Here is a 25,600-nt window from a genome sequence, read left to right on the forward strand (position 1 = left end):
CCACGGGCCTCCCGTCCGTCATCGCGTCGGCACGCTCAACCGTCGTCGGCGGCGCGCGCCACGAGGCGGGCGAAGGCTGCTCGCGCATCCGGGGTACCGTCCGGGCGCCACAGCAGCATGCGGAGCGCGAAGTCGTCCGGGATCAGCAGTTCCTGGAAGACCATCGTCAGCGGTCCGACGGACACCGGGGCGAACCGGACGGTGCCGGTCCGGGCCGGGCGGCGGGCGTCGTGCGCCCAGGCCCGCGCGAAGTCGATGCTCTGCGATGACAGCTCGCCGACGAGTGCACGGAACCCGGCGTCCTCCTCGTGCTGGTCGAGTGAGTCCCTGAGCATCGCCGCGATCTGGCCGGCTGCGTCCGACCAGCCGGGGGCGTCGTCGTCCACCACGGGGTCCAGGAACGTGTACCGCGCCATGTTCACGGACGGCTCGAAGGCGCCGCTGAGGGCCCGGGCGAGCGGGTTCGAGGACACGACGGTGAGGTGGCGGTCGGTCACCACGGCGGGGAGACACCCGATCGCCGCCACCATCTCGCTGACGCCGTCCGGAGCGTGCTCCCCGGCATCGTTGCGGCTCATGCGGTCACGCTAACGCGCCGGACGGTTTCCGAGGGTGGCCCTCGGAGGGCCACCGCAACCGGTTCTGGCGTCGGGGACGGCGCTCCACGGGTGTCCACGGTCGCCGTCCTCCCGGCTCACGGCCGGGTCCGGCCGAGACCGGGTCCTGACAGGGCCACGTGCGGTGCCGCGTCGGTCCGTACGGTGCTCGTCAGGGGCGACCTGCACGGTCCCGCCCCCGGAAGTGCCGCCACCGTTCCTCGTCGCACCCATCGGGAGGACCCATGGACACCCAGGACGACGTCACCGATCCGGTCCCGTCACGGCGCGTCCGTGTGTACGGACACGAGTTCGACGCGGACGCCTACGCGCTGCGGGACTTCCTGTCACGATCGGTCGTCCGCTTCGACTGGATCCCCGTCGACGTCACCGACCCCGCGGTGCTCGTCGCCGGCCGCCGGCTCGACGTGACGCGACTGCCGCTCGTCGTGTTCCCGGACGGCACCGAGCTGGTCGCGCCCGCCGTGCGCGAGGTCGCCGACCGCCTGGGGTGGATCCACGCCCCACGTCGTCAGGAGTACGACCTGTCCATCTACGGGGCCGGGCCCGCCGGACTGTCCGCCGCCGTGTACGCCGCGTCGGAGGGACTCGACGTCGTGCTGCTCGAGCGTGACGCCGTGGGCGGGCAGGCCGGCTCCAGCAGCCTCATCGAGAACTACCTCGGCTTCCCGGAGGGCGTCGCCGGCGCCGAGCTCGCCGAGCGTGCGCGGGAACAGGCGGTCCGGTTCGGTGCCGAGCTGCTGGTGATGCGCGAGGGCGTGCGCGGCGTCTTCCACGACGGCCGCATCCACGCCGACCTCGCCGACGGCGGCCACGTGGTCGCCCGGGCGAACATCTGTGCGACGGGGGTCGAGTGGCGCCGGCTCGGGTTGCCGCGGGAGGTCGACCTGCTCGGGTGCGGGGTCTACTACGGTGCCGGCACGAGCGAGGCTGACGGGTGCGTCGGGGAGCAGGTCTTCGTGGTCGGCGGGGCGAACTCGGCGGGCCAGGCGGCCATGAACCTCTCGCGGTCCGCCGCGCACGTCACGATGCTGGTGCGGGGCCCGTCCCTGTCCGCGACGATGTCGGAGTACCTGACCGCCCGGATCCAGGCCGCGCCCAACGTCACCGTGCGGACCGGCAGCAGGGTCTCAGCGCTCCTCGGGGACGCCCGCCTCGAGTCGATCGAGGTCACCGACGTGCGAGGTTCGACGTCGGTGACGGCCGCGACGCGGTTGTTCATCTGCATCGGCGGACAACCCGACACGAGGTGGGCCGCGGGGACCCCGATGGTCCGTGACCGGCTCGGGTACCTCGTCACCGGACCAGACCTCGACGGTGCTCCTGGTGCCCTCGACCGGTGGCCGCTGGACCGGCGCCCGTACTACCTGGAGACGAACGTGCCGGGCTCCTTCGCCGCGGGGGACGTCCGCGCCGGCTCGGTCAAACGGGTCGCCGCAGCGGTCGGGGAGGGCGCGATGGCCGTCACCTTCGTGCACCGTCACCTGGCCGCGAGCGACTGAGTGACGGAACGACGGAAGGACCGAGGAGGCCCGCGATGCCCGAAGAAGTCGACCAGCCGCTCCCGACCGCGTCGGAGTCGGTCGCCGCACTGGACCGACCGACGGCGTTCTTCAACGCCCTGCTGACCGAGCACTTCGTGCTCGAGACCGCCCGGAGCATCACGGTGAGCGAGTCGAGCAGCCGGTCCTCGCTCTACCTCACGACGCTCTCCAGCTCCCTCGTCGCGTTCGGGTTCCTGGCCCACACACCGTTCGCGCTCGGGTTCCTCGGAGCGATCATCCCGGTGATCGTCCTGCTGGGCGCGTTCACCTACGAGCGGCTCGTCGAGACCTCGCTCGAGGACGTCGCCGCGCTGGCGGCGATGCAGCGGATCCGCCGGTACTACGGTCGGCTCCTGCCGGACGCCCACACGTACTTCCCGATGCCGACGGGCCGGCACGCGGCGAACGAGCTCCTCGACATCGGGCGGGCCCCCTCCTGGTACCGCTTGCTCTTCACGATGTCGTCGGCGATCGCGGTCGTGAACTCGATCGTCGCCGGCGCAGGGGTCGCCATCCTGGTCGACCAGCTCGGTGTCGACGACCCCGGTTCGGTCGTCTGGGGCGTCGCGGCCTCGGTGGTGCTCGCCGTCGCGCACCTGTCCTACCAGGTGCGGTCGCAGACGACGATGCACGAGTTGATCGCCCGGTCCGAAGCGCTCGACGACGCCGGCCCGCAGTCCTGAACCGCGGCACGCCCGCGCAGCGGTTCGGGCCGCCGACGGTCGTCGTCCGCTGCCCGGTCACCTCAGCGGTCGGCGAGCTGCTGCGCCCAGTCGGACGGCAGCCGGTCAGCCGGCCCCGGGACCGTCTGGGAGCGCGGGTGCGCCTGTGGGTCGGCGAGTCGCGGACCGTCCACGAAGTCCTGCGACACGAAGTCCCAGAACCAGTCCTCACCCGGTTCGAACGACTGGATGACCTCGTGTCCGGTGGTGGCGAAGTGGGCGGTGCCGTGCCGGTTCAGGGAGTCGTCGCAGCAGCCGACGTGTCCGCAGGCGGCGCACCGGCGCAGGTGCACCCACCACGACCCCGTCGACTCGCACTCCACGCACCCGGTGCCGGACGGCGGGACGGATGGGGACACCATGCTCGTGAGATCGCTCATGCCGCAACGCTGCCCCGATCCTCCGCCCGACGCATGAGGAGAACGACTCGACCCGACCGCGTCCGGGCGCGGAGGAGTCAAACGGCGCTGGTGCGGCACGCGACCCGGTTCCTACCGTCGAAGCGAGCGGGAACGACGAGGAGCGTGTGGTGCGGAAGACGACGGATGACGGGGCGATCGCCCGGGATCGCCTCGCCGCGTGGGCGCGGCGAGCGGCAGACCGCATCCCGCACGGTCTGACGCCCGTCCGAGGCACCGTCGCGGAGCTCCTGCGGCTCGGCACCCTCGGTCTGGGCGCGTTCGCCGGTGGCTCCGACGGGGACGGGGACGGTCTGGTCGTGCTCGACCGCCGGTGCCTCCGGATGCGCCCGGACGGGACGGCCACAGAGGCGGCGGCAGCGGACGAGGTCGCGTTCGCGGTCGTCTCGACCTTCTCGCCTGACCTCGTGATCACGGTCGCGTCGGTCGCCTCCAGAGCCGACCTGGAGGCGCGGATCGCCGCCGTCCTGCCGCCGTGCGACTTCGACGTGGCAGTCCGCGCCGACGGCGTCTTCGACCGGGTGCAGACCCGGTCCGGGGGGACCGGGTCCGCCACCCTCCGGGCGGTGGCGGGCAGCCTCGTCGGCTTCCGGACGCCGGGGGCCGGGGGTGCGGGGACGGAGCACCACCTCGGCTTCCTGGGGGCCGCTGGGTCCCGTGGGGGTGCATTCGTCGAACTCGGGGGCTTCTCGGGGCGGATCGAACTCGGGTTCTCGACAGCGGTGCACCCGGTGGTCCCCGAACGCGGTTCGCCCGTCGGGGAAGAGGCGGTCTGACCGTTCCCGACCAGCCGCTCAGCCGGGGCGCTCCTGCCGGAACCGCACGGCGAGGTCCCGGCGAGAGGACACGCCCCACTTCGTGTAGACGTGCCGGACGTGACTGGTGACCGTGTGGGTCGAGATGAACAGGTCGGACGCGATCTGCTGCGTCGTCAACCCGGCCGCGACCCGCTCGACGACCTGCGACTCCCGGGCGGTCAGACCCGAGACCCCCGGGTCGGCGGAGCTCGGACGGGTGGCGACCCCGACGCCGCGCAGGTGTCCACGGACCCGCTCGGCATCGCGCACGGCGCCGGCCTCGTGGAACACGCCCGCCGCCTCCTGCCAGACCCCGACGGTGTCGGGCACGGACGTCGATCGCAGGGCGCCCCCCAGGTCCTCCAGGGCGGCCGCCAGCACGAGCTTCCGGTCGACGCGGCGGAGTCGTGCCACCGCGCGGTGCAGGCTCTCGGCGGAGCCGTGGACGAGGCCGTGGACGTGGAGCCACGTCCCGGTGCAGAGGTCGTTCTCCGGGTTCGCCGCTGCGCGCACCCGGGCGACGCGTTCGATCCGGTCGAGCCGGTCGAGCCGGTCACCCCGGATCGCGATCCGTGCCAGGTGGACGTCGTCGGCGAAGTCCGCCGGGCTCGACATCGAGGAGACCGGCGACTCCAGGGTGCACCAGGCTGGCTCGCTGTGGGCGACCGCTGCGTCGACGGCGTCGCGCGCATCGGCCTCGAGCGCGAGCAGCCAGGCACCGGCGCGCTCGAAGGTCGGGTCGGCGCGGAGGTCCTCGGCGAAGCGTCGGTACCGGTCGGCGGCGGCGTGGTCGGCTTGCACGAGCGCGGTGCGGAAGAGCACCGACCCCGCCGTCAGGGCCGCGAAGCCGCCCAGTTCCAGGTCCTCGGCCAGGTCGAGCACCGACTCTGCCAGCGTCTTGGCGTCCTCCAGGTGGCCCTGGTCGAACAGGACCCTCGTCCGCAGCATCATCCAGGCGGCGGTCGGGCGGGCCAGGTGGTTCCGCCGCGTCTCGATGGCGTTCGCCTCGGCGATGCGGCCGGCGCGCTCGGTGTCCCCGAGGGCGTTCGCGAGGAACGCGACCCAGAGTCCCTCCGGCAACCACGTGCTCGATGCGTGTCCGACGGCGGCGACCCGGCTCATGGCCGTCGTGATCGTCTGCGTCGCCTCGGCGAAGCGCCCCTGGTTGAACGCGAGCACCGACGCGCTGGCCTCGAACGTCGCGACCGCGACCGGGTCGGCACCGGCCTCGACCGTCGGTCCGGACTCGTGCAACGCGGCCTGCAGGTCCTCGTGCCGACCCGCGTTGGCCAGGTTCAGCGCGCGCACGGCGAGCAGGCGCGACCGGAGCCCGGCGCTCAGACCGGGGAGCGCCAACGCGGACTCGACCGACCGCAACGCGTCGGGGGCGGAGTGCTCGGTCTGCAGGCGCGCCAGTGCGAGGCGCAGGCGTGCGTCGTCCTCGGGTTGGAGCCGGCCGTCCAGATCCGCGAGCAGGGCGCGCGCCGCAGCGGTCCGTCCGCTGTGCCAGAGCAGGGGCAGCACGTCGACGACGATGCCCGGCATCGCGGCGGTGTCCCGGGCGAGCTCGGCGGCGCGGAGCGCCAGGTCGCTCGCCTGCGCCGCATCCGTCGCGGCGAGGTCGACAGCGACCGTCCGGAGCAGTTCCGCCGCGCGGACGTCGCCGGGCTCGGCGACCTCGGCGATGCGCGATGCGACCGAGCGGGGTTCGACGCCCTGGCGCAGGAGCGTGTCCACCGCTTGGCGGATCAGGGCGTGCCGGACCGCCAACGGGATCATCGACTCCGCCGCCTCGCGGAAGACGTCGTGCCGGAACGTCAGGAGCGGACCGTCGTCGACCAGGACGCCCACCTCGATCGCCTCCTGCAGCCCGGGGAGCAGGCGTTGCACCGGCTGTTCCAGCATCGCCGAGAGCGACTCGACGTCGAACGAACGCCCGAGCACCGCCCCGACCTGCACGATCTGTTGCGTCTCCTTCGACAACCGCCGAACGGTCGCACGCACCGACGCCCCGAAGGTCACCGGGAGCGTCGGCCCCGGCATCGTCGCGATCCCGTCGACGATCGCCAGCAGGTGCTCGTCGACGAGCCCGCGGACGAGTTCGACGACGAGGAGTGGCACGTTCTCCGCCCGGTGCGCGGCGCGGAGGACGGTCTCGTCCGGCACGGCACCGAGCAGGTCCGCGATCATCGCCGAGGTGGCGTCCTCGCTCAGCGGTTCGAGGTCGATCACCCGTCCCCTCGCGCCCAGGTCCTCCGCGGTCGTCGCCACCGACGGGTCCTGGTCCTCGGAGCGCACCGCCACCACCCAGAGGACGGGGACGTCGGCGAGTCGGCGGGACAGCGACCGCAGCACGGCGAGCGTCGTCGTGTCGCACCACTGCAGATCGTCGATGACGACGAGGACCCCGCTCGACGATGCGGCGCGTTCGAGGTCGTCCTGCAGCTGCTGCAGCAGCCAGTAGCGTGTTTCGGGGTCCTGGGCGACCGTACCGAGCCTCGTGCGGTCGGAGATCGGCCGGACCCCGGTCGCGAGTGCCTCCATGATCGGAGCGAGCGGGATCAGCCGTGCGTCCCGGTCGGTGCGTCCGACCGCCACGCGCAGCCCTGCCGCGCCCGCCCGGGTGACGATGTCCTCGAGCAGCCGCGACTTGCCCACGCCGGAGGACCCCCGGACGACGAGGACGTCACCGGCCCCGCGAGCGAGTCCGGTCAACGCCTCGGAGACGGTGGCCTGCTCGGCGTCACGCCCCCGGATCGGCAGGTCGGCGCGAGGTGTGGCGAGCCCGCGTGCCGGCGCACCGCACTCGAGCGTGCGGTACTCCTCGTTCGTCAACACGGCGGCCACCAGTCCTCGTCGGTGGCAGGAGTCTACGAACGAACCGGGTGCTCGCGACTGTCCCTGTCGTTACCCCAGCGGCGGGTGTCGACACCGGATCGGCGTCGTCCGGCGCCCCTCGACCGGGTGCGGGCGGGGGCTGCCGACCGCCACCCGGCGGATCGACGACGAGGGTGTCCCTGGCAGGGCCACGCCGGGCTTCGAGCCGATTGACGCTCGAGGGCTCCGTCGCAGTCGGGCATCGTCGGTGCATGACGTCCGTGCGACAGGGTCCCGCGTTCCCACCGCTCCCGGTGCTCCACCACGGTGCCGGGTTCTGGGTCGTCGCCGTCGCCTTCACCGCGGTGATGGCGTACTCGACGGTCCCGACACCCCTGTGGGGGCTCTACGAGGCAGCGGACGGCTTCCCGCCCATCGTGGTCACGTTCGTGTTCGCTGCGTACGCCGTCGGTGTCGTCGGGGCGCTGTACCTCGCCGGTCACCTCAGCGACGTGCTGGGCCGGCGCCGCATGATCCTGATCGCCCTCGGGGTCGAGGCGGCTGCCGCCGTCGTGTTCGTCCTGTGGCCGGAACTCCCCGGACTGCTGGTGGGCCGGGTCGTCAACGGAGTCGGTGTCGGGCTCCTGACCGCCACCGCGACCGCCCACATCAGCGAGTTGCGCTCTCGGGCACGCCCGGACGAGGACCCCACCACCGCGGTGACGGTCTCCGGCATCGCGAACCTGGGCGGACTGGGCCTCGGCCCGCTCATCGGCGGACTCTTCGCCGAGTGCCTCCCTGCCCCGCTGCTGCTGCCGCACCTGGTCTTCCTGGTCCTCTTCGTCGCAGCGTGGGTCGCCGTCGCGATGGTGCCCGAGACCGTCGCCCGCCCGGTCGGACGACAGCCGTACCGACCGCAGCGGATCGCCGTGCCACAGGCGGCCAGGCCGACGTTCGTCGCGGCGGGTGCCGCGGCCTTCGCGGGGTTCGCGGTCTTCGGCCTGTTCACGTCGCTGGCGCCCACGTTCCTCGCCGAGTCGCTGCACCAGACCGACCGGTTGCTGGCCGGCTCGGTCGCGTTCTCGGTGTTCGCTGCCGCGTGCGTCGCGCAGGTGCTCTTCCGCGGGTCCTCGGTGGCCCGGCAGCTCCGGGCGGTGCTCGTCCTCATGCCCGTCGGTCTCCTCCTGCTCGCTGCGGGGGCCGTGCTCGCCTCGCTGCCGCTGTTCGCCGGCGGTGGAGCCGTCGCCGGCGCCGGGGTCGGGCTCCTCTTCCGCTCGGCTCTCGCCCGTGCCGGTTCGACCAGCAGCCCCTCCACCAGGGGCGAGGTCCTCGCGGCGGTCTTCCTCATCGCCTACGCGGGCCTGTGCTTGCCGGTGCTGCTCGTCGGCGCGGCCCTGCTGGTCCTGCCGCCCGTGACGGTCCTCGTCGCGTTCGCCGGCCTCGTCCTGGTCGCCGTGCTCGTCGCGGCGACCAGGATGCTCCACCAGGACGGGTGATCAGGGCCGCTCGCCCTGTGGGTCCGGGTCCGGGCCCGGCGCTCCCGGCGCTCCCAGCGCGACGAGCGCATCGCGGAGCCCCGCGCGGGTGGAGACGCCGAGCTTCGGGAACAGCCGGTACAGGTGCCCGCTCACCGTGCGGGGTGAGAGGAACAGCTGACCGCCGATCTGCTTGTTCGTGAGCCCGGCGGCAGCCAGGGACGCGACGCGTCGTTCCTGCTCGCTGAGGTCGGAGAGGTCGACCGACCCGGTCGGCACCCCGGCGCCGCCCGCGACACGCAACTCGTGTTCGGCGCGCAGCTGCCAGTGGCGGGCGCCGAGCACCTCGAATGCCCGCGCTGCGAGACGGAACTGGGTGCGGGCCTCCAGGGCGTGCATGTCGCGACGGAGCCACTCACCGTACGCGAGCCGCACGCGCGCGACCTCGAACGGCGCGACGTCGTCGTCGACGGTCGCCAGGGCGTCCTCGAAGCGGGTGCGGGAGTCGGCGTCGGTGCCGAGGACCGCTCTGCAGGTCGTCACGATCAGTGACTCCCGCGGGGCGCACCGAGCGCCGAGCGCCCGCTCGGCGGCGGTCACCAGTGCCGTGCCGTGGTCCGTCATCCGGAGCCGGGCGGCCGACTCGACCGCGTCGAGGAGCTCGACCGGCCCGTAGCTGCTCGCGAGCCACCGACGGGTCGTCCGGTGTCCTGTCGTCGAGCGGGCGTGGGCCTCTTCGAACCGGCCGGTGGCGACGTCCAGCGACGACCGCGCGTGCTCGGCGGCGCGGGTGACGAGCGGCGTGCCGTGCTGGACCGCCCACCGTGCGGCACGGTCGGCCTTCCGCGCGGTCTGCTCGGGCTCGCCCCGCACCGAGTGGACGAGCGCCTGCAGGGCGTCGGTCAGTGCGACGAGCGTGTCGGCACCCCGGCGTTCGGCGCTCTCGCGGACGTGGTCGAACCCTGCGCCCGCGGCGTCCAGCCGGCCGGCCTGGTACGCGGCGACGGCACCACGGTACGAGGCGAAGCAGCCGAGGAGACCGGCGTCCCCGGTCCTGCGGAGCACGGCGTCGACGACCTCGCGCCGCGGATCGGTCGGGTCGAGGAGCGTCCAGGCGACGTGGAGCGCGACCGCCTTCCACGGCTGGGCGTCCGCCGCCGAGACCCGCGCCTCGCGGTGGAGCGCCGCGCGCTCGTCCTCGGACAGCCGCGACCCGTCCACGCAGTCCTCGACGAGTCGCAGCACCGGGTCGAGGTCGCGGCCCGCGGTGACCTCCAGGGCCTCGTCCCACCAGGAGCCGTCGCCGTGCAGGGAGCAGAGTACGTGCAGCGTCGCCACGAGGACGTCGTCCGTCCCCGTCCGGTCCGGCCCGTCGAGTGCCGCGAGCACCGCGCGCCGGCCCGCGCCGACGTCACCGGACCGGAGCGCCCGCACGAACTCGACCGCGCCCACCAGCACCGGGTCCGGCTGGGCGTCGCGGTGCGCGGCTCGTTCGGCCTCGGCGTCGACGAGGCCGAAGTCGCCGACGAACGCGGCGACCGCGGCGGCCCGCGCACGCAGCTGTCCGCGCAGCGGGACGGACGTCGTCAGCCGTGCCGCCTCGAGGAGGGTCGCGGTCGCGTCGTGTGGACGACGGAGGCGGAGGGACTCGTCGACGAGGGCCAGGAGGCGTGGGACGAGGTCGTCGTCGTGGGTCGGCGACGCCCCCGCGACCGCGAGCAACCGGAGCCGCTCGGGGACGCGCTTCGACCGCGCCACGAGGGAGCGGACGCGCCGGAGCTCGGCGGGTGGTGCGCTGGACAGCAGGTGCAGGCGGACGTACGGGTCACGGAAGGTGAGCCCGGTCGACCCCTCGGCGACGAGCCCCCGCAGGGGGGCGTCGAGGGGCGGCGTGTCCGGGACGTCCCACCCGTCGTCGTCCCCCGGGAACTCGACGGACGCGACCGCGATGCCGAGCGCGACCGACCGAGCCTCGTCGGTGAGGGCGTCGACGGTGCGTGCGACGGCATCGGTCGGAGCGCCCGGCTGCGGGTACGCGGTCGGGAACGGCGCGGAGCGGTCGGCGACGGAACCGTCCGCCCACGCGCGTCCCACCGTGTGCAACAGGGACGGGTTGCCGTCGGCGAGACGGAGGAGCATCGCGATCCGCGACGCGGGGAGGTCGACGCGGTCCCGACGGAGGAGTTCCTCGGCCGCGGTGTCGCCGAGCGGCCGGAGAGGGACGTACTGCAGGTCGATCCAGCCGGGGACGACCCGGCGGTCGTCCACCGCCACCACGACCACGGTGCTCGGGTCCTGCGCCAGTTCCGCGAGGGCCTGGCGGAGGGCGTTCCTGGCGCCCTCGGCGAGCGCGTGGAAGTCGTCGACGAGGACGACGCTGCGGGACGGGCGGGGCGCCCCGCTGTCGGCTCCGCGGACGAGTGCGAGCCAGGGCCCGAACGACGCGGCCGTGATCACCGGATCGCCGTCGGCTGAGCGCCACCGGACGACCGCGTGGCCGTCCGCCCGAGCAGCCGCCGCGATGCTCGTGAGCGCGTGGGACTTGCCCGATCCTCGCGGCCCCTCGACGACCACGAAGCGGTCGGCGGTGCTCGCCGAGGCCTCCATGGCCCGTCGGAACACGTCGTCGTCGTGTCCGGTGCGGCGCGTCGGTCGCGTGTCCGAGATGCTGATGCTCATCGTCGCTCCTGGGTCATCGGTCGGTCCGCGTGGTCCGGGAGGACCGTGTCGGCGCTCCCGGACGCTACCGACGTCCGGGTGGTCGCCACATCCCCCCGTGGTCGCCTCGCCATCCCCTCCTCACGCTCCGCCGCGCGGGTGGTCGCCGGAGCGGGTCATCCGACTCAGGCGCAACCGGCTGACGACTCGCGATGCTCGAGGGGACACCGAACGGCCCGGACCGCACCGTCAGGACGGCTGCGGAGGAAAGGCGGACACCATGGCCTCCAGCCCGTCACGGGTGCGCCGATGACCGGCGCTCCGGGCAGCCGCGTCCCGATCGACGCGCAGAGCGTCGGCGCGCCGCTGTCCCGTTCAGCGGTGTTCCTCACCGTGGACGTCGGACCGGCCGACGACGACCTCGGCGCCGTGCGTGACGTCCTCAGCGATCTCGACGGTCTGCTGAAGACGGTCGGGTTCCGCGACCTCGACGCGCACCTGTCCTGCGTGGTCGGCATCGGCGCCACGGCGTGGGAGCGCTTCTCGCCGCACGCACGACCGCGGGCGCTCCACCCTTTCCGCACGGTGGCCGGGCCGGTCCACCGGGCGCCGTCGACCGGAGGGGACCTGCTCTTCCACGTCCGCAGCGAGCGCACCGATCTCTGCTTCGAGTTCGAACGCCTGCTGCTGGCCGCACTGGGCAGCCACGTGAGCGTGGTCGACGAGGTCAGCGGGTTCCGGTACTTCGACACCCGTGACCTGCTCGGGTTCGTCGACGGCACGGCCAACCCCGTGGCGCAGGACCTGGCGGCCTCCGCCCTCGTCGGTGCGGACGACCCGGACTGGGCGGGCGGGAGCTACGTCGTCGTGCAGAAGTACGTGCACGACCTCGACGCGTGGAACGCGCTCGGCACCGACGCGCAGGAACGGATCATCGGCCGCTCGAAGTCGGACAACGTGGAACGCGACAGCGACACCGAGGTACGCCCGTCGCACAAGTCGCTCGCGACGATCGTCGACGACGACGGGGTCGAGCACGACATCCTGCGGGACAACATGCCCTTCGGACGACCGGGCGCCGGCGAGTACGGCACGTACTTCATCGGGTACGGCGGCGAGCTGTGGGTCATCGAGCGGATGATCGAGCGGATGTTCGTCGGTGACCCGCCGGGCACCTACGACCGGTTGCTCGACTTCTCGCGCGCCGTCACCGGGGCGACGTTCTTCGCACCGGCACGTGATCGTCTCGTCGATCTCGCTGCCCTCGCGACGCCACCCGCGGTGCACGCCGATGCGTCACCCGCGTCACCCGCCGTGGTGACGACCCCCGACGCGTCCGGTCCCGGTCTGGGCATCGGTTCGCTCCGCAGCACGGAAGGGCACACGCCATGAACCACCTCCTGCGCGAACTGGCCCCGTTCGGCGCCGACGCCTGGACGATGCTCGATGCCGAAGCACGCGACCGCCTGGTCCCGGCGCTCACCGCCCGGCGCATCGTCGACTTCGACGGCCCGCACGGCTGGCAGCGCTCCGCGGTCGACCTCGGTCGGACGGACCCCGTGACCGGCGGGGCCGGTGACGGCATCACCGCACGACGCCGACGGGTCCTGCCCCTCTGCGAGGTCCGTGCGACGTTCACCGTGCGGCTCGAGGAGATGGTGGACTTCTCCCGCGGCGCCACCGACGTCGACCTCGCAGAGCTCGACGGCGCCGTGCTCCGGCTCGCGGCGCTCGAGAACCGGGCGACGCTCCAGGGCTGGCCGGAGGGCGGGATCACCGGTGCGGGGCAGGCATCCACCCAGGCGGTGCAGTCGCACGACGGCACCCCGGAGTCCTTCCGGGCCGCCGTCACCGCGGCGGTCGCGTCGCTCCGGGACGCCGGTGTCGCGGGTCCGTACGCCCTGGCCTGCGGTCCCGTGGACTGGGCGGACATCATCGAGACCGACGACGCCGGCACCCCGCTGCGTGCGCAGCTCGAGGGCATCACCGGCGGGGACGTCGAACGGACGCCGGGCATCGACGAGTCGCTGCTGGTGAGCCTGCGCGGGGGCGACTTCTCGCTCACCGTCGGGGAGGACCTGGCCCTCGGCTACCTGGACCACGACCGCGACGACGTCACCCTGTACGTCGAGGAGTCGTTCGCGTTCCGGGTGAACACCCCCGAGGCATCCGTGCTGCTCCGCCGGACGCTCTGACCGCTGCCGACTGCCGGCTGCCGTTGCCGCTACCGGCAGCCGCTGCCGCGGGTCGCCCCGAGCCGGCACGCAGCGCGGCCCGTGTCGTCACCCGTGCAGCTGCCGCCAGCTGGTGATCTGGAAGTCGTGCACCTCGAAGCACGCGAAGCTCATCAACGTGCGGTCGGCTCCACCGGGGAACCGGATCAGCAGCGTCTGGTCGAGGAGCACCACCGGACCGCTCACGGCGACGCGGTTCGGGATGAACTCGAACCGCTCGAACCGGTCGACGATGGTCCGGCACACGCCGAGTACCTCCGCTCGGCCGTGGACCCGACCGCAGGTGCTCGGCTGGTACACGACGTCGGCGTCCAGGAACGGCGCCAGCTGCTCCACGTCGCGGGCCCGGAGGTTGTCGAGGAAATCGCGGACGACGAGTTCGTTCTCCACCGACGCGGTCATCTTCGAGACGGCGTCGTCAATCGGTTCCAGCACGGTGGGTCCTTCCGGCGTGGTGCCGTGCGACGAGCAGGACGGCGGTGGCGGTCGCGACGAGCAGCAGTGGCAGCAGCGGGGCCGCGGGCGGCACGGCGCGCGCCAGGGCGGTGCCGGCGACGGCCCCGACCACCAGCGCCAGGACGACCGCGAGCTGCAGGACCCGGGACCCTCGCCGTGCCTCGGCGAGCCCCTCCATCAGGCTCGTCAGGGTCCCGGTGACGAACGTCGTCGTGAGTCCGGACGCTCCGGACAGGCGCTTCGCGAGGACGGTCTGCACCCCGAGCGCCGCGGCGGCGAGTGCGCCGACGGACCGCACGGGGTACGGGGTGCCGGCCGAGGGTGCGGGGGAGACGCGGAACGCCCCGAACACCAGGGCGGCGAAGACGACGATCGCGGTGAGTGCCCCGGCCAGGGTCGTCGGCCACCCGGGGCGGGTGAACATGCCGGCGAGGACCAGGTTGCCCGTCATGTTCGCCGTGAAGATCCCGCCGAGCACCAGGAAGGCGAAGGCGTCGGCCGCCCCCGAGGCGAGCGTGAGGAGGACCAGCGCGACGTGCACCGGTGTGACGCGCTCCGGTGACCCGGACCCGGACCCGGACGCAGACGTCACGTCAGACTCGCTGCGCGAAGGGGAGCGAGCGCCCGAGCCGGACGCCGTACTGCGCAACGGCCCGGGCGACCTCGAGCCGGTCGCTGTCGTAGGTGGCCAGGGCAGCGTCGAGCGGCCACCGGCCGAGCGCGTCGCTCAGTGCGAGGGCGTCACCCGCTGCCTTGGCCGCGCCCATGGCGGTGTGCGGACGGACGACCGCCGCCGCATCCCCCAGCAGCACCACCCGGTGCGCGGTCATGGCCGGTGCGACGTAGTCGACGATGGCCTGCAGGAACGGCTCCGGTTCCGCCAGCACGGCCGCGGCGAAGGGCGGCGGCAGCTCGGCCTCGGCGTCGGCACGCAGCTCGTCCCGCAGCGCCGTCGGCAGGTCGCCGGGGGCGAGCGACACGGCCAGCGACGGGTCACCAGAGGCACGACCGGACTCCTGCGCCAGACGGGCCAGCTGCGGAGGGGTGATCGGTCGGTACCACACCCAGTTGTAGCGGCGGGAGCCCACCTCGGTCTCGCCGTCCGGCCCGGGCACCAGGTAGCCGAGCATGTGCGACCGGGCACCGTTGTAGAAGGCGAAGCGTTCCAGCAGCACGTCCGACGGACCGTCGAGCAGGGCCGCCTCCGGCACCAGACCACGCCAGGTGCTGTAGCCGACGTAGCGGTTGTCGGACCGACCGGGTGCGACGAAGCGTCGGACGACCGAGTTCGCCCCGTCCGCGCCGATGACGATGTCGAACGAGCGGACCCGCCCGTCGGCGGAGACGACCTCGGCGTGGGCGTCGTCGGCTCGTACCTCCTCGACGCGGTGGCCGAGGAGGTACGAGCCCTCGTCGAGCAGCGCCCGGAGCGTCACGTAGAGGTGGTCCCAGGACACCTGCGTCTGCGGCGTCGGGTCCCGGTGCACCAGGCGCCCGGCTCGGTCGAGGGTGATGCGTTCCCGAGCCGTGACCCCGACGTCCGCCGCCCGGTCGAGGCCGAGCCGGTGGAGCAGGGCGTACAGGTCCTGCTGTGCCACGAGCCCGGCACCCCGGCGCGCGAGGCCCCGTGCGGAGCGCTCGAAGACGGTGACGTCGTGCCCGTCCTGCTGCAGCAGCGTCGCGGCGAACAGGCCGCCGAGCGACCCGCCGACGACAGCGACCCTGCGGGGCGTGAGCGGGTGCGGTGTGGTCATGGTCCGGCCTACTCGAGGCGTCGCTTCTCGTCTTCCTCGGCCCGGCGCTTCTCGGCTTCGCGGGCCTCCTCGAGCTTCTCGATCGCTTCCTCGCGGGGTGTCTTGTCGGTCATGGCCGGTCCTCCCGGTGCGCTGGGACGTCGCGTTCGAACCGGACGTCGTGTCGGTCGACGGTACGGACGCCGTCGTCACCGCCGCTAGGGACGTCTGACCCGATGACCGGTCCTGCCGCACGTATGATCGAGGCCTCTGGACTCGACGGGAACCTGCGGCAGGAGCAGACGTGGTCACTCGGTCAGCGCTCCTCGGCGACTACCTCCGCGCTCGGCGCGATCGCACGCGCCCCGAGGACATCGGGCTCCACCCGGAGCCGAACCGGCGGGTGCCGGGGCTCCGTCGTGAGGAGGTCGCGGCCGCGGCGGGGATCAGCGCCGAGTACTACCTGCGGCTCGAGCGCGGCCGGGACCACCAGCCGTCCGAGCAGGTCGTCGTCGCACTCGCCCGGGCGCTCGCCCTCGACCGATCGGGGCTGGAGTACCTCCGACGGCTGGCCCGCCCGGCACCGCCGGCACCCGACCCCCGGACCAGGACCCCCGACGACCACGAGCTCCAGCGGCTGCTCGCCCGCCACGACGGTCCCGCCTTCGTCGCGGACGAGGTCATCGGGGTCGTGGCGTCGAACCCGCTCGCCGCCGCGCTCAGCGAGAGCATGCGACCGGGAGCGAACCGCCTCGTGCAGATGTTCACGACGATGGACCGCTCGATCTACCCGGAGTGGCACCGGCGTGCGCGCGAGATGGTCGCCGTCTTCCGGATGCGCTCGGACCTCTCCGACCCCCGCGTGCACGCGATCGTGGGCCAGCTTTCGGTCCGCGACCCCGACTTCGCCGCCTTCTGGGCCTCCCACGACACGCGGGTGTTCACGACGGGGCCGGCCTACGAGGTCATCCCCCCGTTCGGACTGCTCGAGTTCGAGTGCGAGGACCTCGGGATCCCGGGCCGAGACGGTCTCACGCTGACCACCCTCTACGCGGCACCGGCTTCGCGAGCGGCGCCGGTGATCGCCTTCGTCCGCGAGCGGCTCGCGCACCAGGCGCACGCGGAGCGGCCGACCCGCACCGATCAGTAGAAGTTGTTCGCTTGCGAGTGCGCCCACGCGGTGCACGGGGTGCCGTAGGCCGAGCTGATGTACCGCAGGCCCCACGTGATCTGGGTGGTGGCGTTCGTCTGCCAGTCCGAGCCGGCCGTGGCCATCTTGGAGCCCGGGAGTGCCTGCGGGATGCCGGTCGCGCCGCCGTTCGCGTTGACGGCCTGGTAGTTCCAGCCGGACTCCTTGGTCCACAGGTCGTCGAGGCACTGGAACTGGTCGGCGCCCCAGCCGTACTCGGAGGACGCGAGCGACGTGGCCGTGGCCTTGGCGCCGGCGACCGTGTTGCCGGCCGCGAGCGCGCGGGCGGCCTCGGCGGCTGCCGCTGCGGCGCGCTCCTCGGCCGCGGCCTGCGCGGCAGCGGCGGCCGCTGCGTCGACGTCGCGCTTGTCCTGGGTCGCACTCGCCTGCTCGACGTGCGTGGCCGAGGCGACCGTCGTGGAGATCCGCGTGGTCAGTTCGGCGCCGGACAGCTGCGGGTAGTCGCTCAGGTCGTCGACGCGCTGCTCGAGGGCCGAGGTGTCGACCTTGTCGTTCGCGGTCTGGATCACCGTCGTCGCAGTGGTGATGGTCGCCGCCGCCTGCGCCCGGTCGAGCGCCGTCCCGTGGAGCGCCGGTTGCGGGGTCGTCGAAGCGCTCGCGGTCCCGGTCGGCATGCCGAGGGCCTCACCGATCGCGGGCTGCGTGCCCACGGTCAGGGCACCGCCGGCGACGGCGAGGACGGCTGCACCACCGGCGACCAGGGTCGCGCGGTGCCGGAGGGCTCTGCGCATCCGGCGGGTCGGGGTGTTCAGGGCCTCACGTCGTGTCGGGGCGATCGTGATGGGGAGCTCAGGGGAGTGTCGCATCGGTTCCGGTGGTCGGGCGGCTCGTGGGGGGCGGGACTCCGTGCGCCTGACCGGGGTGGTCGGTCGTGCGGGCACGCCCGACGTCGGCGATGTCGGTGCCATCGAGACGTCGTCGTGGGAGCCCGGTGAGCCGGGGAGGACCGGACGGTGGTGTGGGGCCCGTCCGTCCGCCGCGGGTGACCGTGGGGGTGGTCGCCGTCGGGCGGAGCCGACACCATGACCCGGCAGGCTGGGCAGCGCGTCCAGGATCGCTGGCAGAACGGTCCGTCCACCTGCTGGTAACGGTTCGGTAACGGCCGGATCGGCGCTAGAAGGTGTGAGGTTCCTGTGCGCGGTCGCCCTGGGCTACGCGCTCGAGGGCCTCGAGCGCACCGGCGATGGCCTCCACGTCCGACTCGTCGAGCTCGGCGATGAGTTCGGCGACGATGCCGGTGCGGTTCGCGCGCGCGCGCTCGACGGCCGCGATGCCCTCGGCGGTCGCCGTGACCATGAAGGCGCGGCCGTCGCGCGGGTCGGCCTCACGCTCGATGAACCCGCGCTGCTCGAGTTCGGTCAGGATGCGGGTCATGGTGGGCTTCGTGACCACCTCGATCCGTGACAGGTCACCGGGGCGCAGGGGTCCGTGGCGCTGGATCGACGCGAGCGCGGACACGATCCCGTAGCCGAGCGAAGCCGAGTCGGTTCGCGCCCGGCGGTTGATCCGACCGACCGCGGCGGCCAGGCGTGCGGCGACCTCGGTACGGTCCGTCGGGCGGGGGCTCATGTGCTGCTCCGGGTGGTGGTTCGGGTGGTCGCCAGCGATGCTATCGGCTCCCGCGGACCCGGGACTGGGAGCGTCGCGCGCGTGGTTCCGGAACCCCGCCGGGAGGCCCGTGGTACAGGAGCCGCCCGCCTCACGCGAGCGAGACGGGCGGGTTCCTGTACGCGGGTACAGGCAGGATCAGTGCTTCTCGCCCGGCAGCTGGTGGATCGCCTCGGTCGCGAGCTCGGCCTCGACGTTGTCGCCGGACTCGGTCGCGGCGCGCAGCCGGCGGAAGTCCTCGGTCATCCGGTCCCAATCGACGAGTTCGTCGAGGTTCGGCAGCCGGAGTCGGAAGGCCAGGCCGTCCATCGTGTCGCGGCACACGCGCTGCAGGTTCTCGTTGCCGCACTCGGCGACGTAGAGCGCGAAGACGTCGAGCGCGTCGTGGTTCACGGCGGGGACGTCGTGCGCCTCGAGCTCGGTGATGGTCTTGTCGAGCTGCGCGAGGATCTTCTTGCGGGCGCCGGCACCCAGGCGGGGGACCGCCAGCCGGACCACACCGCCGAACAGCACGCCGAGGGTCTGCATCGCCTCGATGACCTCGGCCGGGTTCGGCGTGGTGACACGGGTGTACCGGTTCGGGGCCATCTCGATCAGGCCGGCGCGGGACAGCTGGCTGAGGGCCTCGCGGATCGGGGTGCGCGAGACCCCGAGCCAGGCGATGAGCTCGTCGTCGTTGAGTCGCTCGCCGGGGACGAGGGTACCGTCCATGATCGCGTCGTGGATCTTGTGGCGGACGGTGTCACGGAGCAACTGGTGCTCGGTCGGGGCGCTGCGGGGGACCGGCATGCGTTCTCCTTCGAGGGTGGTGGCGTTCGGGGGCGCCTGGTCGAACGTGCGGAGCGGGCGTCATCGCACGTGCTCACCGTACCTGATATGACAACGGCGTTGCGGTCGGATCAGCACGTGTCAGGTGTCGGTCCAGTGTCCTGTGCGGCCTCGGCGAGCAGACGGAGCGTGGCGGCGTCCTCGGCGCCGCCGTACCAGCGGTCGAGCGCAGCGGCGAACGGCCGCGGGTCCGTGGCCACCCGGTCGAAGAGGGTCATCGATGACCGGAGCTTCAGCGCGTCGGTGCTGCCGAGCAGCTCGTCGGCGGACCGCGCGGGGGCGGCTGCCGCGACCTCGGCCGCCGTCCGCAGGCGTGGTCCGAGCACCGGGTGGGCCAGGTACGCGCGGGCTTCGTCGGCTCCGATGATGCCGTAGCGCTCGGCCGTGGCGCTCCGCCCGAGCCCGGCCAGCTGCGGGAACACGAACCACATCCAGTGCGAGGTCTTCCGGCCGCGGCGGAGCTCGTCGAGCGCGGTGTCGTGCACGCCCCGCTGCGCCTGCACGAAGCGTTCGAGGTCGTAGGGGTGGGCGCCGTCCTCGGCCGTGCCGCCGCTCACCGGACCACTCCGCCCCAGCCGTAGCGCACGGTGGTGCCGTCGACGACCAGCAGGGAGTCCGGTTCGCGGTCGAACAGCCCGGGCATGCCGACGGCGTCGGGCAGGTCGCCCTCGAGCCGGTCGAGTCGGCCTGCCCGGGTCGTCAGCGGCGGGTGCTGGCGCTGCCAGAACAGCGTCTGCGTCAGGTACCGGGCGTGGATGCCGGCGCGGGTGGTGAGCTCGGCGGCGAGCGGAGTGTCGACGACCTCGCCCGCGGTGACGCGGACCGAGGCCGCGTGCTTCGGTCTGGCCGTGCCCGTCGAGCGTTCCTGCCGCAGCGACCGTGCCCAGCGCACCGGGTGCAGGGCGCGGGTGGGGTGCCGCACGGAGCGGTGCGCGACGGCCTCACCGCGACGGCGGGACCGCGCGTGCGCGAAGGTGTACGGCACCCCGAGCAGCGCGTGCGCGGCCACGATCGCCGGCACGTTGGCGGTGTCCACGGTCCGGTACGTCACCCCGCGGCGCCCCTGGTCGTCCACGGTGAGCACCTCGATGGTCACCTCGGTCATCGTGCCGAGCCGACCGGCCGACGGGAACGGCGGCACCCTGGTCTCGCGGAACACGTAGGCCGACAGTCCCACCCAGGCGCTGCCGTCGACGACGTCGGGACGGGTGCCGCGGGGGACCAACCGCTGCAGGGACGCCGGGTCGTGGCGCCAGTGCGCGAAGACGATGTCCTCCCAGGCGTGCTGGGTGACGGGGCGGTGCAGCAGCGGCACCGCGGCACGGGTCCACGACGGCTGGGTCACGGCTTCGACGCGTGCCGGCCGACGCGCAGGCCCCAGAGCACCAGCGGCACCTGCAGGGGGAGCCGGAGCACCGACACCAGACGCATCACCCTGTTCGACCGCGGGTGGTCGAGCAGGTCGTTCGCCATCTTGAGGTTGGCGGGGAACACCGCAGCGAACAGTGCCGCCGCCGCCCACCCGGAGGTGCGGCGGGTGGCCGGGAACGCGAGCCCTGCGGCGATGCCGAGCTCGGCCACGCCGGACGCCACGGTGGTCAGCCGCGGCGGGAGCGGATCCGGCACGATCCGGTCGTACCCGCGCGGCCGCAGGAAGTGGGTGACGCCGGCTCCGCCGAGGATCACCGCGAGGAGGCTGGCAGTGCGGTCGGCACGCCGGATCCGCTCACGTCGTCGCATGGACCCATCGTGCTCGCCCGTCCTCGGAATCGGGTCAGCGCCGGTTCAGGTCGGTGCCGGCTCAGGTCAGTGCCGGCTCAGGTCGGTGCCAGCTCAGGTCAGTGCGGTCGCGACCAGGTCGAGGACCGCCGTCGCCACCTCGGCCTTCGTGCCGGAGGTCTCGCGCACCACCTCGCCCCCGGGGACCAGGACCTCGATCGCGTTCTCCTCACGCTCGAAGCCGGCCGACCAGCCGACGTGGTTCACGACGAGCAGGTCGGCGGGCTTCCTGGTGATCTTGGCTCGCCCGAGCTCGATGCGCGCGGCGCGGTCCGGTTCGGTCTCCGCGGCGAACCCGACGATGATCTGGCCGGTCCGCCGAGACGCGACCAGGTCGGCCAGCACGTCGGGGTTCCGGACGAGTTCGAGCGTCATGTGCTCGCCCTGCGCGTCCTTCTTGAGCTTCTCGGTGTGCACCTCGGCCGGTCGGTAGTCGGCGACCGCCGCGGTCATCACCACGACGTCGGCCTCGGCAGCCCGGGCGTGCACGGCCTCGGCGAGCTCGAGCGCCGACCCCACCGGCACCACCGTCGCATCGAGTGCGGCGGTCAGCGAGGCGTCGATGTTCGCGGCCACCACCGTGACGGCCGCTCCGCGGCGGGCGGCATCGGCGGCGATCGCCAGCCCCTGCCGGCCGCTCGACCGGTTGCCGACGAACCGCACGGGGTCGAAGGGCTCTCGCGTGCCGCCCGCGCTCACGAGCACGCGGACGCCGGCCAGGTCGCCCTGTTCGCCGCGGGCCCGGCCTCCGGCGCCGGCACCGGCGCCGGCACCGGTGCCGGAGCCCGTACCGGTCTCCGCAGCGCGCCGGCCAGCATGCACCGGACGGTCGAGTACGGCGAGCGCCGCGACGACGATGTCCTCGGGCTCGGCCATCCGCCCGATGCCGGCGTCGTCGCCCGTGAGCGCGCCGACGACCGGGCCGACCAGGTGCACGCCGCGTTCCCGAAGCGTGGCGACGTTGGCCCGGGTTGCGGGGTGCTCCCACATCTGCGGGTGCATCGCGGGGGCGACCACGACGGGGGCCTCGGTGGCGAGCAGGGTCGTGCCGAGCAGGTCGCTCGCCAGGCCGTGCGCCATCCGGGCCAGCGAGTCCGCCGTGGCCGGGGCGATGACGACGAGGTCGGCGCGGCGGCCGAGTGCGACGTGCCGCACCTCGGCCACGTCGTCCCAGACGCTCGTCGTGACAGGGTTGCGGCTCAGGGCCTCGAGCGTCGGCAGCCCGACGAAGCGCAGGGCACCCTCGGTCGGCACCACGTGCACGTCGTGCCCGCGCTTGACCAGGTCGCGGACGACCCCGACGGCCTTGTAGGCGGCGATGCCCCCGGTGATCCCCACGATGACGGTCAGGGCGCGCTCTGCTGCTGCGTTCACCTGGCTCACGCTACCGGGGCCACGTGCGAGGATCGAGGGCATGTGCACCGTCGTCGTCCGCGTCGACCCCGGGGCCGCGTGGCCCGTCACCGTGCTCGCCCTGCGTGACGAGTCGCCCGAGCGCCCGTGGGACCCTCCGGCGGCGTGGTGGCCGGACCGCGACCCGGAGCTGCGGGGCGTCCGTGACCGGTCGGCCGGTGGGGCGTGGCTCGCGGTCTCCGACCGGGCGGGCCTCGCGGTGGTGCTGAACCGCGGCGAGCCCGTCGCGAGCGAGGATGGCACGTGGACGACCCGGGGCGTGCTGCCGGTGGACGCCGTCGCCGACGACCTGCTGCCCGGACACGACGGCACGCTGCCGACCACCCGGGCCTTCAACCTGGTGCGGGCGACGGCCGAGGGTGCGTCGGTCCGCACCTGGGACGGCGAGCGGGTCCGCACCACCGAGCTCGGCCCGGGCGTGCACATGGTCACGCACGGTGAGACCGACGACCCGGCCTCGCCGCGCATCGGGCGCTGGCTCAGTGCCTTCCGCGCCGTCGAGGCTCCCGTCGGGCCGCCGGTGCTCGGGCCGTTCGACGAACTCCGCGCCGCCGACGCCGGCGACGACGCGGGGGACGGGTGGAGCGGCTGGTTCGGGGTGCTCGCCGAGTCCGCCGCGCTGCCGACCGACCACCCCGACGCGATCCTGCGCGACGTGCACGAGGCCGAGGGGCACATGACGACGCTCTCGGTCGTCGCCGCCGCCGTCGGGCCGGACCGGACCGTCCTGCAGCACGCGCGCCTGACCGAACCCGGTCAGCTCGACGGGTCGGTGGAGCTGCACCGCGCCTGAGGCGAGGAGCGTGCCGGAGCCGCACCGTGCCTCCCGGCCGCGCCCCGTGCCCGCGCCCGCGCCCCGTGCCCGCGCCCGCGCCCGCGCCCGCGTGCGCACGGTGCGAGGTTCCGTACTCGGTGCGACCCGCGCCCCCTCGCACCACGTCCGGAACCTCGCACGAGCCGTGGTGCCCTTCGCACCGTGCGAGGGGCGCCCGACCAGCACGACGCGCCCCGCGCCCTCGGCTAGAGGGGCGGACGCGTCCCGGTGAGGTCCTCGGCGACCGCCCAGAGTGAGCGAGCGAGGTCGGCGCTCCGTGCCGATCCGGGGATCGAGACGGTCGTCGTGGGGCCGGTGGCGCCGAACGGGCCGGAGGGGCCGTAGTAGGCCCCACCCACGGCGTTCGGGCCGACCGCGGCGTACAGCATCGGTTCGGTGCCCTGCTCGACCGCCTGGGTGAACGGCAGCGCGCGGGTGCTCGCACGCACCGGCTTCGACCGACCGAGCGACCGCCCCGCGGACTGCAGGTTCGTGCGGGTGTACCCGGGGTGCGCCGCGGTGCTGACGAGGGGCACGTCGGCCTCGACCGTCAGGCGGTGCAGGTGCAGTGCGAGGAGCAGGTCGGCGAGCTTCGACTGCGCGTACGCACGCCAGCCGTTGTACCCGCGTTCCCACTGCAGGTCGGTGAAGCGGATCCGGCCGGGGATCGCGGCGAGGCTCGACATCGTCGCGACACGAGGGGCTTCGGCGCGGAGCAGCGACGGCAGCAGCAGGTTCGTCAGGGCGAACGGGCCGAGGAAGTTCGTGCCGAACTGCAGCTCGAACCCGTCGACGGTCTCGAAGCGCTGCGGCGGGGCCATCACACCGGCGTTGTTGATCAGGACGTCGATCGGGCGTTCCTCGTCGACGATGCCGGCGGCGAACCGGCGGACGCTCACGAGGTCGGCGAGGTCGAGTTCGCGGACCTCGACGTCGGCGGCCGGGTGGACGGCGCGGATGCCGGCCGCGGCGGTCTCGCCCTTCTCGGTGCTGCGGACGGCGAGCACGACGCTCGCGCCGGCGGCTGCGAGGCGCAGGGCGGCTTCCTGCCCGGTACCGCTGTTGGAGCCGGTGACGACGATGCGGCGTCCGGTCTGGTCGGGGAGGTTCGGCATGCGGGTGACCGTACTCGCGCGGGCTGGCCGACCCCGACCCGGCCGGGCCGCCGGCCCCGTGCGCGTCGGTGCCCGCCGTGCTATCTTTATGCAAACGCATGAAAGTGCGACCAGGAGGAGACCATGAGCAACGCATTCGGCACCGACCGCCCCTCGGACGTCCCGCCGCCAGCACCCGAGCGGATCGGACCGCTGCAGCTCGGTCTCGACACGTTCGGCGACGTCACCGAGCTCGATGACGGCACCCTGCAGTCCGACGCGCAGAGCATCCGCGACGTCGTCGACCAGGCCGTCCTCGCCGACCAGGTCGGGGTCGACTTCATCGGTGTCGGCGAGCACCACCGCGCCGACTTCGTCGTGAGCGCCCCCGAGGTCGTCCTCGCCGCGATCGCCGCCTCGACCTCGCACATCCGCATGGGCTCGGCCGTCACGGTCCTGTCGTCGGACGACCCCGTGCGCGTCTACGAGCGGTTCGCAACGGTCGACGCGCTCTCGAACGGCCGCGCCGAGGTCATCCTGGGTCGTGGTTCCTTCACCGAGTCGTTCCCGCTGTTCGGCTACGAGCTGAGCGACTACGAGGTCCTGTTCGAGGAGAAGCTCCAGCTCTGGGCGGCCCTGCGCGGCGGCGACGCCGTCACCTGGTCCGGCACGAAGCGCGCGGGCCTGGTCGACCAGGACGTCTTCCCGAAGCTCGAGCACGGTGCCATCCCCACCTGGATCGGCGTCGGCGGCTCCCCGCAGTCGGTCATCCGTGCCGCGTCGTACGGGCTGCCGCTGTTCCTCGCCATCATCGGCGGGCAGCCCGCGCAGTTCGCCCCGTTCTCGCGGCTGTACCGCCAGGCGCTCGCGCAGCTCGACCTGCCCCAGCAGCCCATCGCGATGCACTCGCCGGGCTTCGTGGCGGCCACCGACGAAGAGGCCGCCGAGCGCTACTGGCCGTACCACAAGGCCGTCACCGATCAGCTCGGCCGGGAGCGCGGATGGCCGCCCCTCGACGTCGCCGGGTACCGCGCGGGCCTGTCCGCCGGAGGCTCGCTCTACGTCGGGTCGCCGGAGACCGTCGCCCGGAAGATCGCGCGCAACATGCGGATCCTCGGCGCTTCGCGCTTCGACATGCGGTACGCGACGGGTCGCCTGCCGCACACCGACATGATGCGCTCGATCGAGCTCTACGGCACCGAGGTCGCGCCCCGCGTGCGCGAGCTGCTGGCGCAGCCCGTCCCCGTCGCGTAGCCGCCGGCCCGGCCGCGCGGGTGATCTCCGCGCAACCGACAGATCTCCGCGGAACGTTCGCGCAGATCTGTCGGTTCCGCGAGACAGCCGGCCTGGAGGTGCACGCCGGCTCCGTCGGTCCGGCTCAC

The 25,600-nt window shown here is 73.5% G+C and carries 24 protein-coding genes; 9 read left to right on the forward strand and 15 right to left on the reverse strand.

The annotated features are described in order from the left end of the window. Positions 1-35: 35 nt before the first annotated feature. A complete protein-coding gene (locus ITJ56_RS02415; RefSeq protein ID WP_194627210.1) occupies positions 36-578 on the reverse strand; it encodes a hypothetical protein in 543 nt (180 codons plus the stop codon). A 263-nt stretch (positions 579-841) separates the two neighbouring features. Between ITJ56_RS02415 and ITJ56_RS02420 the strand changes: the two genes are divergently transcribed. Then, complete coding sequence (locus ITJ56_RS02420) at positions 842-2,119, forward strand: NAD(P)/FAD-dependent oxidoreductase (protein WP_194627212.1); 1,278 nt, start codon at positions 842-844, stop codon at positions 2,117-2,119. A gap of 35 nt (positions 2,120-2,154) precedes the next feature. Further along, the gene (locus tag ITJ56_RS02425) at positions 2,155-2,844 is read left to right on the forward strand and encodes a hypothetical protein (RefSeq protein ID WP_194627215.1); all 690 of its coding nucleotides are present in this window, start codon (positions 2,155-2,157) and stop codon (positions 2,842-2,844) included. A 62-nt stretch (positions 2,845-2,906) separates the two neighbouring features. Here the strand turns inward: ITJ56_RS02425 and ITJ56_RS02430 are convergent, their stop codons facing one another. Next, positions 2,907-3,263: a UBP-type zinc finger domain-containing protein gene (locus ITJ56_RS02430; RefSeq protein WP_194627216.1), complete on the reverse strand. Its 357-nt coding sequence runs from the start codon at positions 3,261-3,263 to the stop codon at positions 2,907-2,909. 149 nt (positions 3,264-3,412) lie between these two features. Between ITJ56_RS02430 and ITJ56_RS02435 the strand changes: the two genes are divergently transcribed. Then, positions 3,413-4,078: an acetolactate decarboxylase gene (locus ITJ56_RS02435; protein ID WP_194627218.1), complete on the forward strand. Its 666-nt coding sequence runs from the start codon at positions 3,413-3,415 to the stop codon at positions 4,076-4,078. A gap of 18 nt (positions 4,079-4,096) precedes the next feature. Here the strand turns inward: ITJ56_RS02435 and ITJ56_RS02440 are convergent, their stop codons facing one another. Then, positions 4,097-6,946, reverse strand: a complete 2,850-nt coding sequence (locus tag ITJ56_RS02440; RefSeq protein ID WP_194627219.1) for a helix-turn-helix transcriptional regulator — start codon at positions 6,944-6,946, stop codon at positions 4,097-4,099. Positions 6,947-7,188: 242 nt separating this feature from the next. Between ITJ56_RS02440 and ITJ56_RS02445 the strand changes: the two genes are divergently transcribed. Continuing rightward, complete coding sequence (locus ITJ56_RS02445) at positions 7,189-8,412, forward strand: MFS transporter (protein WP_194627222.1); 1,224 nt, start codon at positions 7,189-7,191, stop codon at positions 8,410-8,412. Here ITJ56_RS02445 and ITJ56_RS02450 read toward each other — a convergent pair whose 3' ends face one another. Continuing rightward, positions 8,413-11,070 carry a LuxR C-terminal-related transcriptional regulator gene (locus ITJ56_RS02450; protein ID WP_194627224.1) on the reverse strand — a complete coding sequence of 886 codons (2,658 nt, stop codon included), beginning with the start codon at positions 11,068-11,070 and terminating at the stop codon, positions 8,413-8,415. A gap of 288 nt (positions 11,071-11,358) precedes the next feature. On the opposite strand from ITJ56_RS02450, the gene ITJ56_RS02455 reads away from it, so the two are divergent. Further along, a complete protein-coding gene (locus ITJ56_RS02455) occupies positions 11,359-12,441 on the forward strand; it encodes a Dyp-type peroxidase (RefSeq protein WP_194627226.1) in 1,083 nt (360 codons plus the stop codon). Beyond that, positions 12,438-13,244, forward strand: a complete 807-nt coding sequence (locus tag ITJ56_RS02460; protein WP_194627228.1) for a family 1 encapsulin nanocompartment shell protein — start codon at positions 12,438-12,440, stop codon at positions 13,242-13,244. Before ITJ56_RS02455 ends, ITJ56_RS02460 begins: the two co-directional genes overlap by 4 nt. 87 nt (positions 13,245-13,331) lie before the next feature. Here the strand turns inward: ITJ56_RS02460 and ITJ56_RS02465 are convergent, their stop codons facing one another. The 3 genes from ITJ56_RS02465 to ITJ56_RS02475 are packed head-to-tail and all read right to left on the reverse strand — an operon-like array spanning position 13,332 to position 15,493. Next, the gene (locus tag ITJ56_RS02465) at positions 13,332-13,718 is read right to left on the reverse strand and encodes a limonene-1,2-epoxide hydrolase family protein (protein WP_194627230.1); all 387 of its coding nucleotides are present in this window, start codon (positions 13,716-13,718) and stop codon (positions 13,332-13,334) included. Beyond that, positions 13,702-14,331 (reverse strand): DUF1275 family protein, encoded by a 630-nt coding sequence (locus tag ITJ56_RS02470; protein WP_194627232.1) that lies wholly within the window; start codon positions 14,329-14,331, stop codon positions 13,702-13,704. Before ITJ56_RS02470 ends, ITJ56_RS02465 begins: the two co-directional genes overlap by 17 nt. Before the next feature lies 1 nt (position 14,332). Then, the gene (locus tag ITJ56_RS02475) at positions 14,333-15,493 is read right to left on the reverse strand and encodes an FAD-dependent monooxygenase (RefSeq protein WP_194627234.1); all 1,161 of its coding nucleotides are present in this window, start codon (positions 15,491-15,493) and stop codon (positions 14,333-14,335) included. A 283-nt stretch (positions 15,494-15,776) separates the two neighbouring features. Here ITJ56_RS02475 and ITJ56_RS18815 point away from each other — a divergent pair, with 283 nt between their 5' ends. Next, positions 15,777-16,622: a helix-turn-helix transcriptional regulator gene (locus ITJ56_RS18815; protein ID WP_194627236.1), complete on the forward strand. Its 846-nt coding sequence runs from the start codon at positions 15,777-15,779 to the stop codon at positions 16,620-16,622. On the opposite strand, the gene ITJ56_RS02485 is transcribed toward ITJ56_RS18815, so the two are convergent. The 7 genes from ITJ56_RS02485 to ITJ56_RS02515 form a co-directional block, all read right to left on the reverse strand. Next, positions 16,616-17,488 (reverse strand): phospholipase, encoded by an 873-nt coding sequence (locus ITJ56_RS02485; protein WP_194627238.1) that lies wholly within the window; start codon positions 17,486-17,488, stop codon positions 16,616-16,618. The genes ITJ56_RS18815 and ITJ56_RS02485 overlap by 7 nt on opposite strands. 307 nt (positions 17,489-17,795) lie before the next feature. Next, positions 17,796-18,251: a MarR family winged helix-turn-helix transcriptional regulator gene (locus ITJ56_RS02490; RefSeq protein ID WP_194627240.1), complete on the reverse strand. Its 456-nt coding sequence runs from the start codon at positions 18,249-18,251 to the stop codon at positions 17,796-17,798. Between the two features lie 177 nt (positions 18,252-18,428). Beyond that, the gene (locus ITJ56_RS02495) at positions 18,429-19,079 is read right to left on the reverse strand and encodes a GntR family transcriptional regulator (RefSeq protein ID WP_194627242.1); all 651 of its coding nucleotides are present in this window, start codon (positions 19,077-19,079) and stop codon (positions 18,429-18,431) included. A 110-nt stretch (positions 19,080-19,189) separates the two neighbouring features. Next, positions 19,190-19,675 carry a DUF1810 domain-containing protein gene (locus tag ITJ56_RS02500; RefSeq protein WP_194627244.1) on the reverse strand — a complete coding sequence of 162 codons (486 nt, stop codon included), beginning with the start codon at positions 19,673-19,675 and terminating at the stop codon, positions 19,190-19,192. Further along, entirely contained in the window at positions 19,672-20,463 is a 792-nt protein-coding gene (locus ITJ56_RS02505; RefSeq protein WP_194627246.1) for a YqjF family protein, read from the reverse strand. The genes ITJ56_RS02500 and ITJ56_RS02505 overlap by 4 nt, the downstream gene beginning before the upstream one ends. After that, on the reverse strand, positions 20,460-20,858 hold the full coding sequence (locus ITJ56_RS02510; protein WP_194627248.1) for a hypothetical protein: 399 nt from the start codon (positions 20,856-20,858) through the stop codon (positions 20,460-20,462). The genes ITJ56_RS02505 and ITJ56_RS02510 overlap by 4 nt, the downstream gene beginning before the upstream one ends. A 93-nt stretch (positions 20,859-20,951) precedes the next feature. Continuing rightward, complete coding sequence (locus ITJ56_RS02515) at positions 20,952-22,247, reverse strand: bifunctional phosphopantothenoylcysteine decarboxylase/phosphopantothenate synthase (protein WP_194627485.1); 1,296 nt, start codon at positions 22,245-22,247, stop codon at positions 20,952-20,954. A gap of 64 nt (positions 22,248-22,311) precedes the next feature. Here ITJ56_RS02515 and ITJ56_RS02520 point away from each other — a divergent pair, with 64 nt between their 5' ends. Continuing rightward, on the forward strand, positions 22,312-23,103 hold the full coding sequence (locus tag ITJ56_RS02520) for an NRDE family protein (RefSeq protein WP_194627258.1): 792 nt from the start codon (positions 22,312-22,314) through the stop codon (positions 23,101-23,103). A gap of 227 nt (positions 23,104-23,330) precedes the next feature. Here the strand turns inward: ITJ56_RS02520 and ITJ56_RS02525 are convergent, their stop codons facing one another. After that, on the reverse strand, positions 23,331-24,239 hold the full coding sequence (locus ITJ56_RS02525) for an SDR family oxidoreductase (RefSeq protein WP_194627260.1): 909 nt from the start codon (positions 24,237-24,239) through the stop codon (positions 23,331-23,333). A 123-nt stretch (positions 24,240-24,362) separates the two neighbouring features. On the opposite strand from ITJ56_RS02525, the gene ITJ56_RS02530 reads away from it, so the two are divergent. Then, entirely contained in the window at positions 24,363-25,472 is a 1,110-nt protein-coding gene (locus tag ITJ56_RS02530; protein WP_228516935.1) for an LLM class flavin-dependent oxidoreductase, read from the forward strand. Positions 25,473-25,600 lie beyond the last annotated feature (128 nt).

Origin of the sequence: Curtobacterium sp. VKM Ac-1376 (assembly GCF_015351025.1) — a bacterium.
Lineage (GTDB): Bacteria > Actinomycetota > Actinomycetes > Actinomycetales > Microbacteriaceae > Curtobacterium.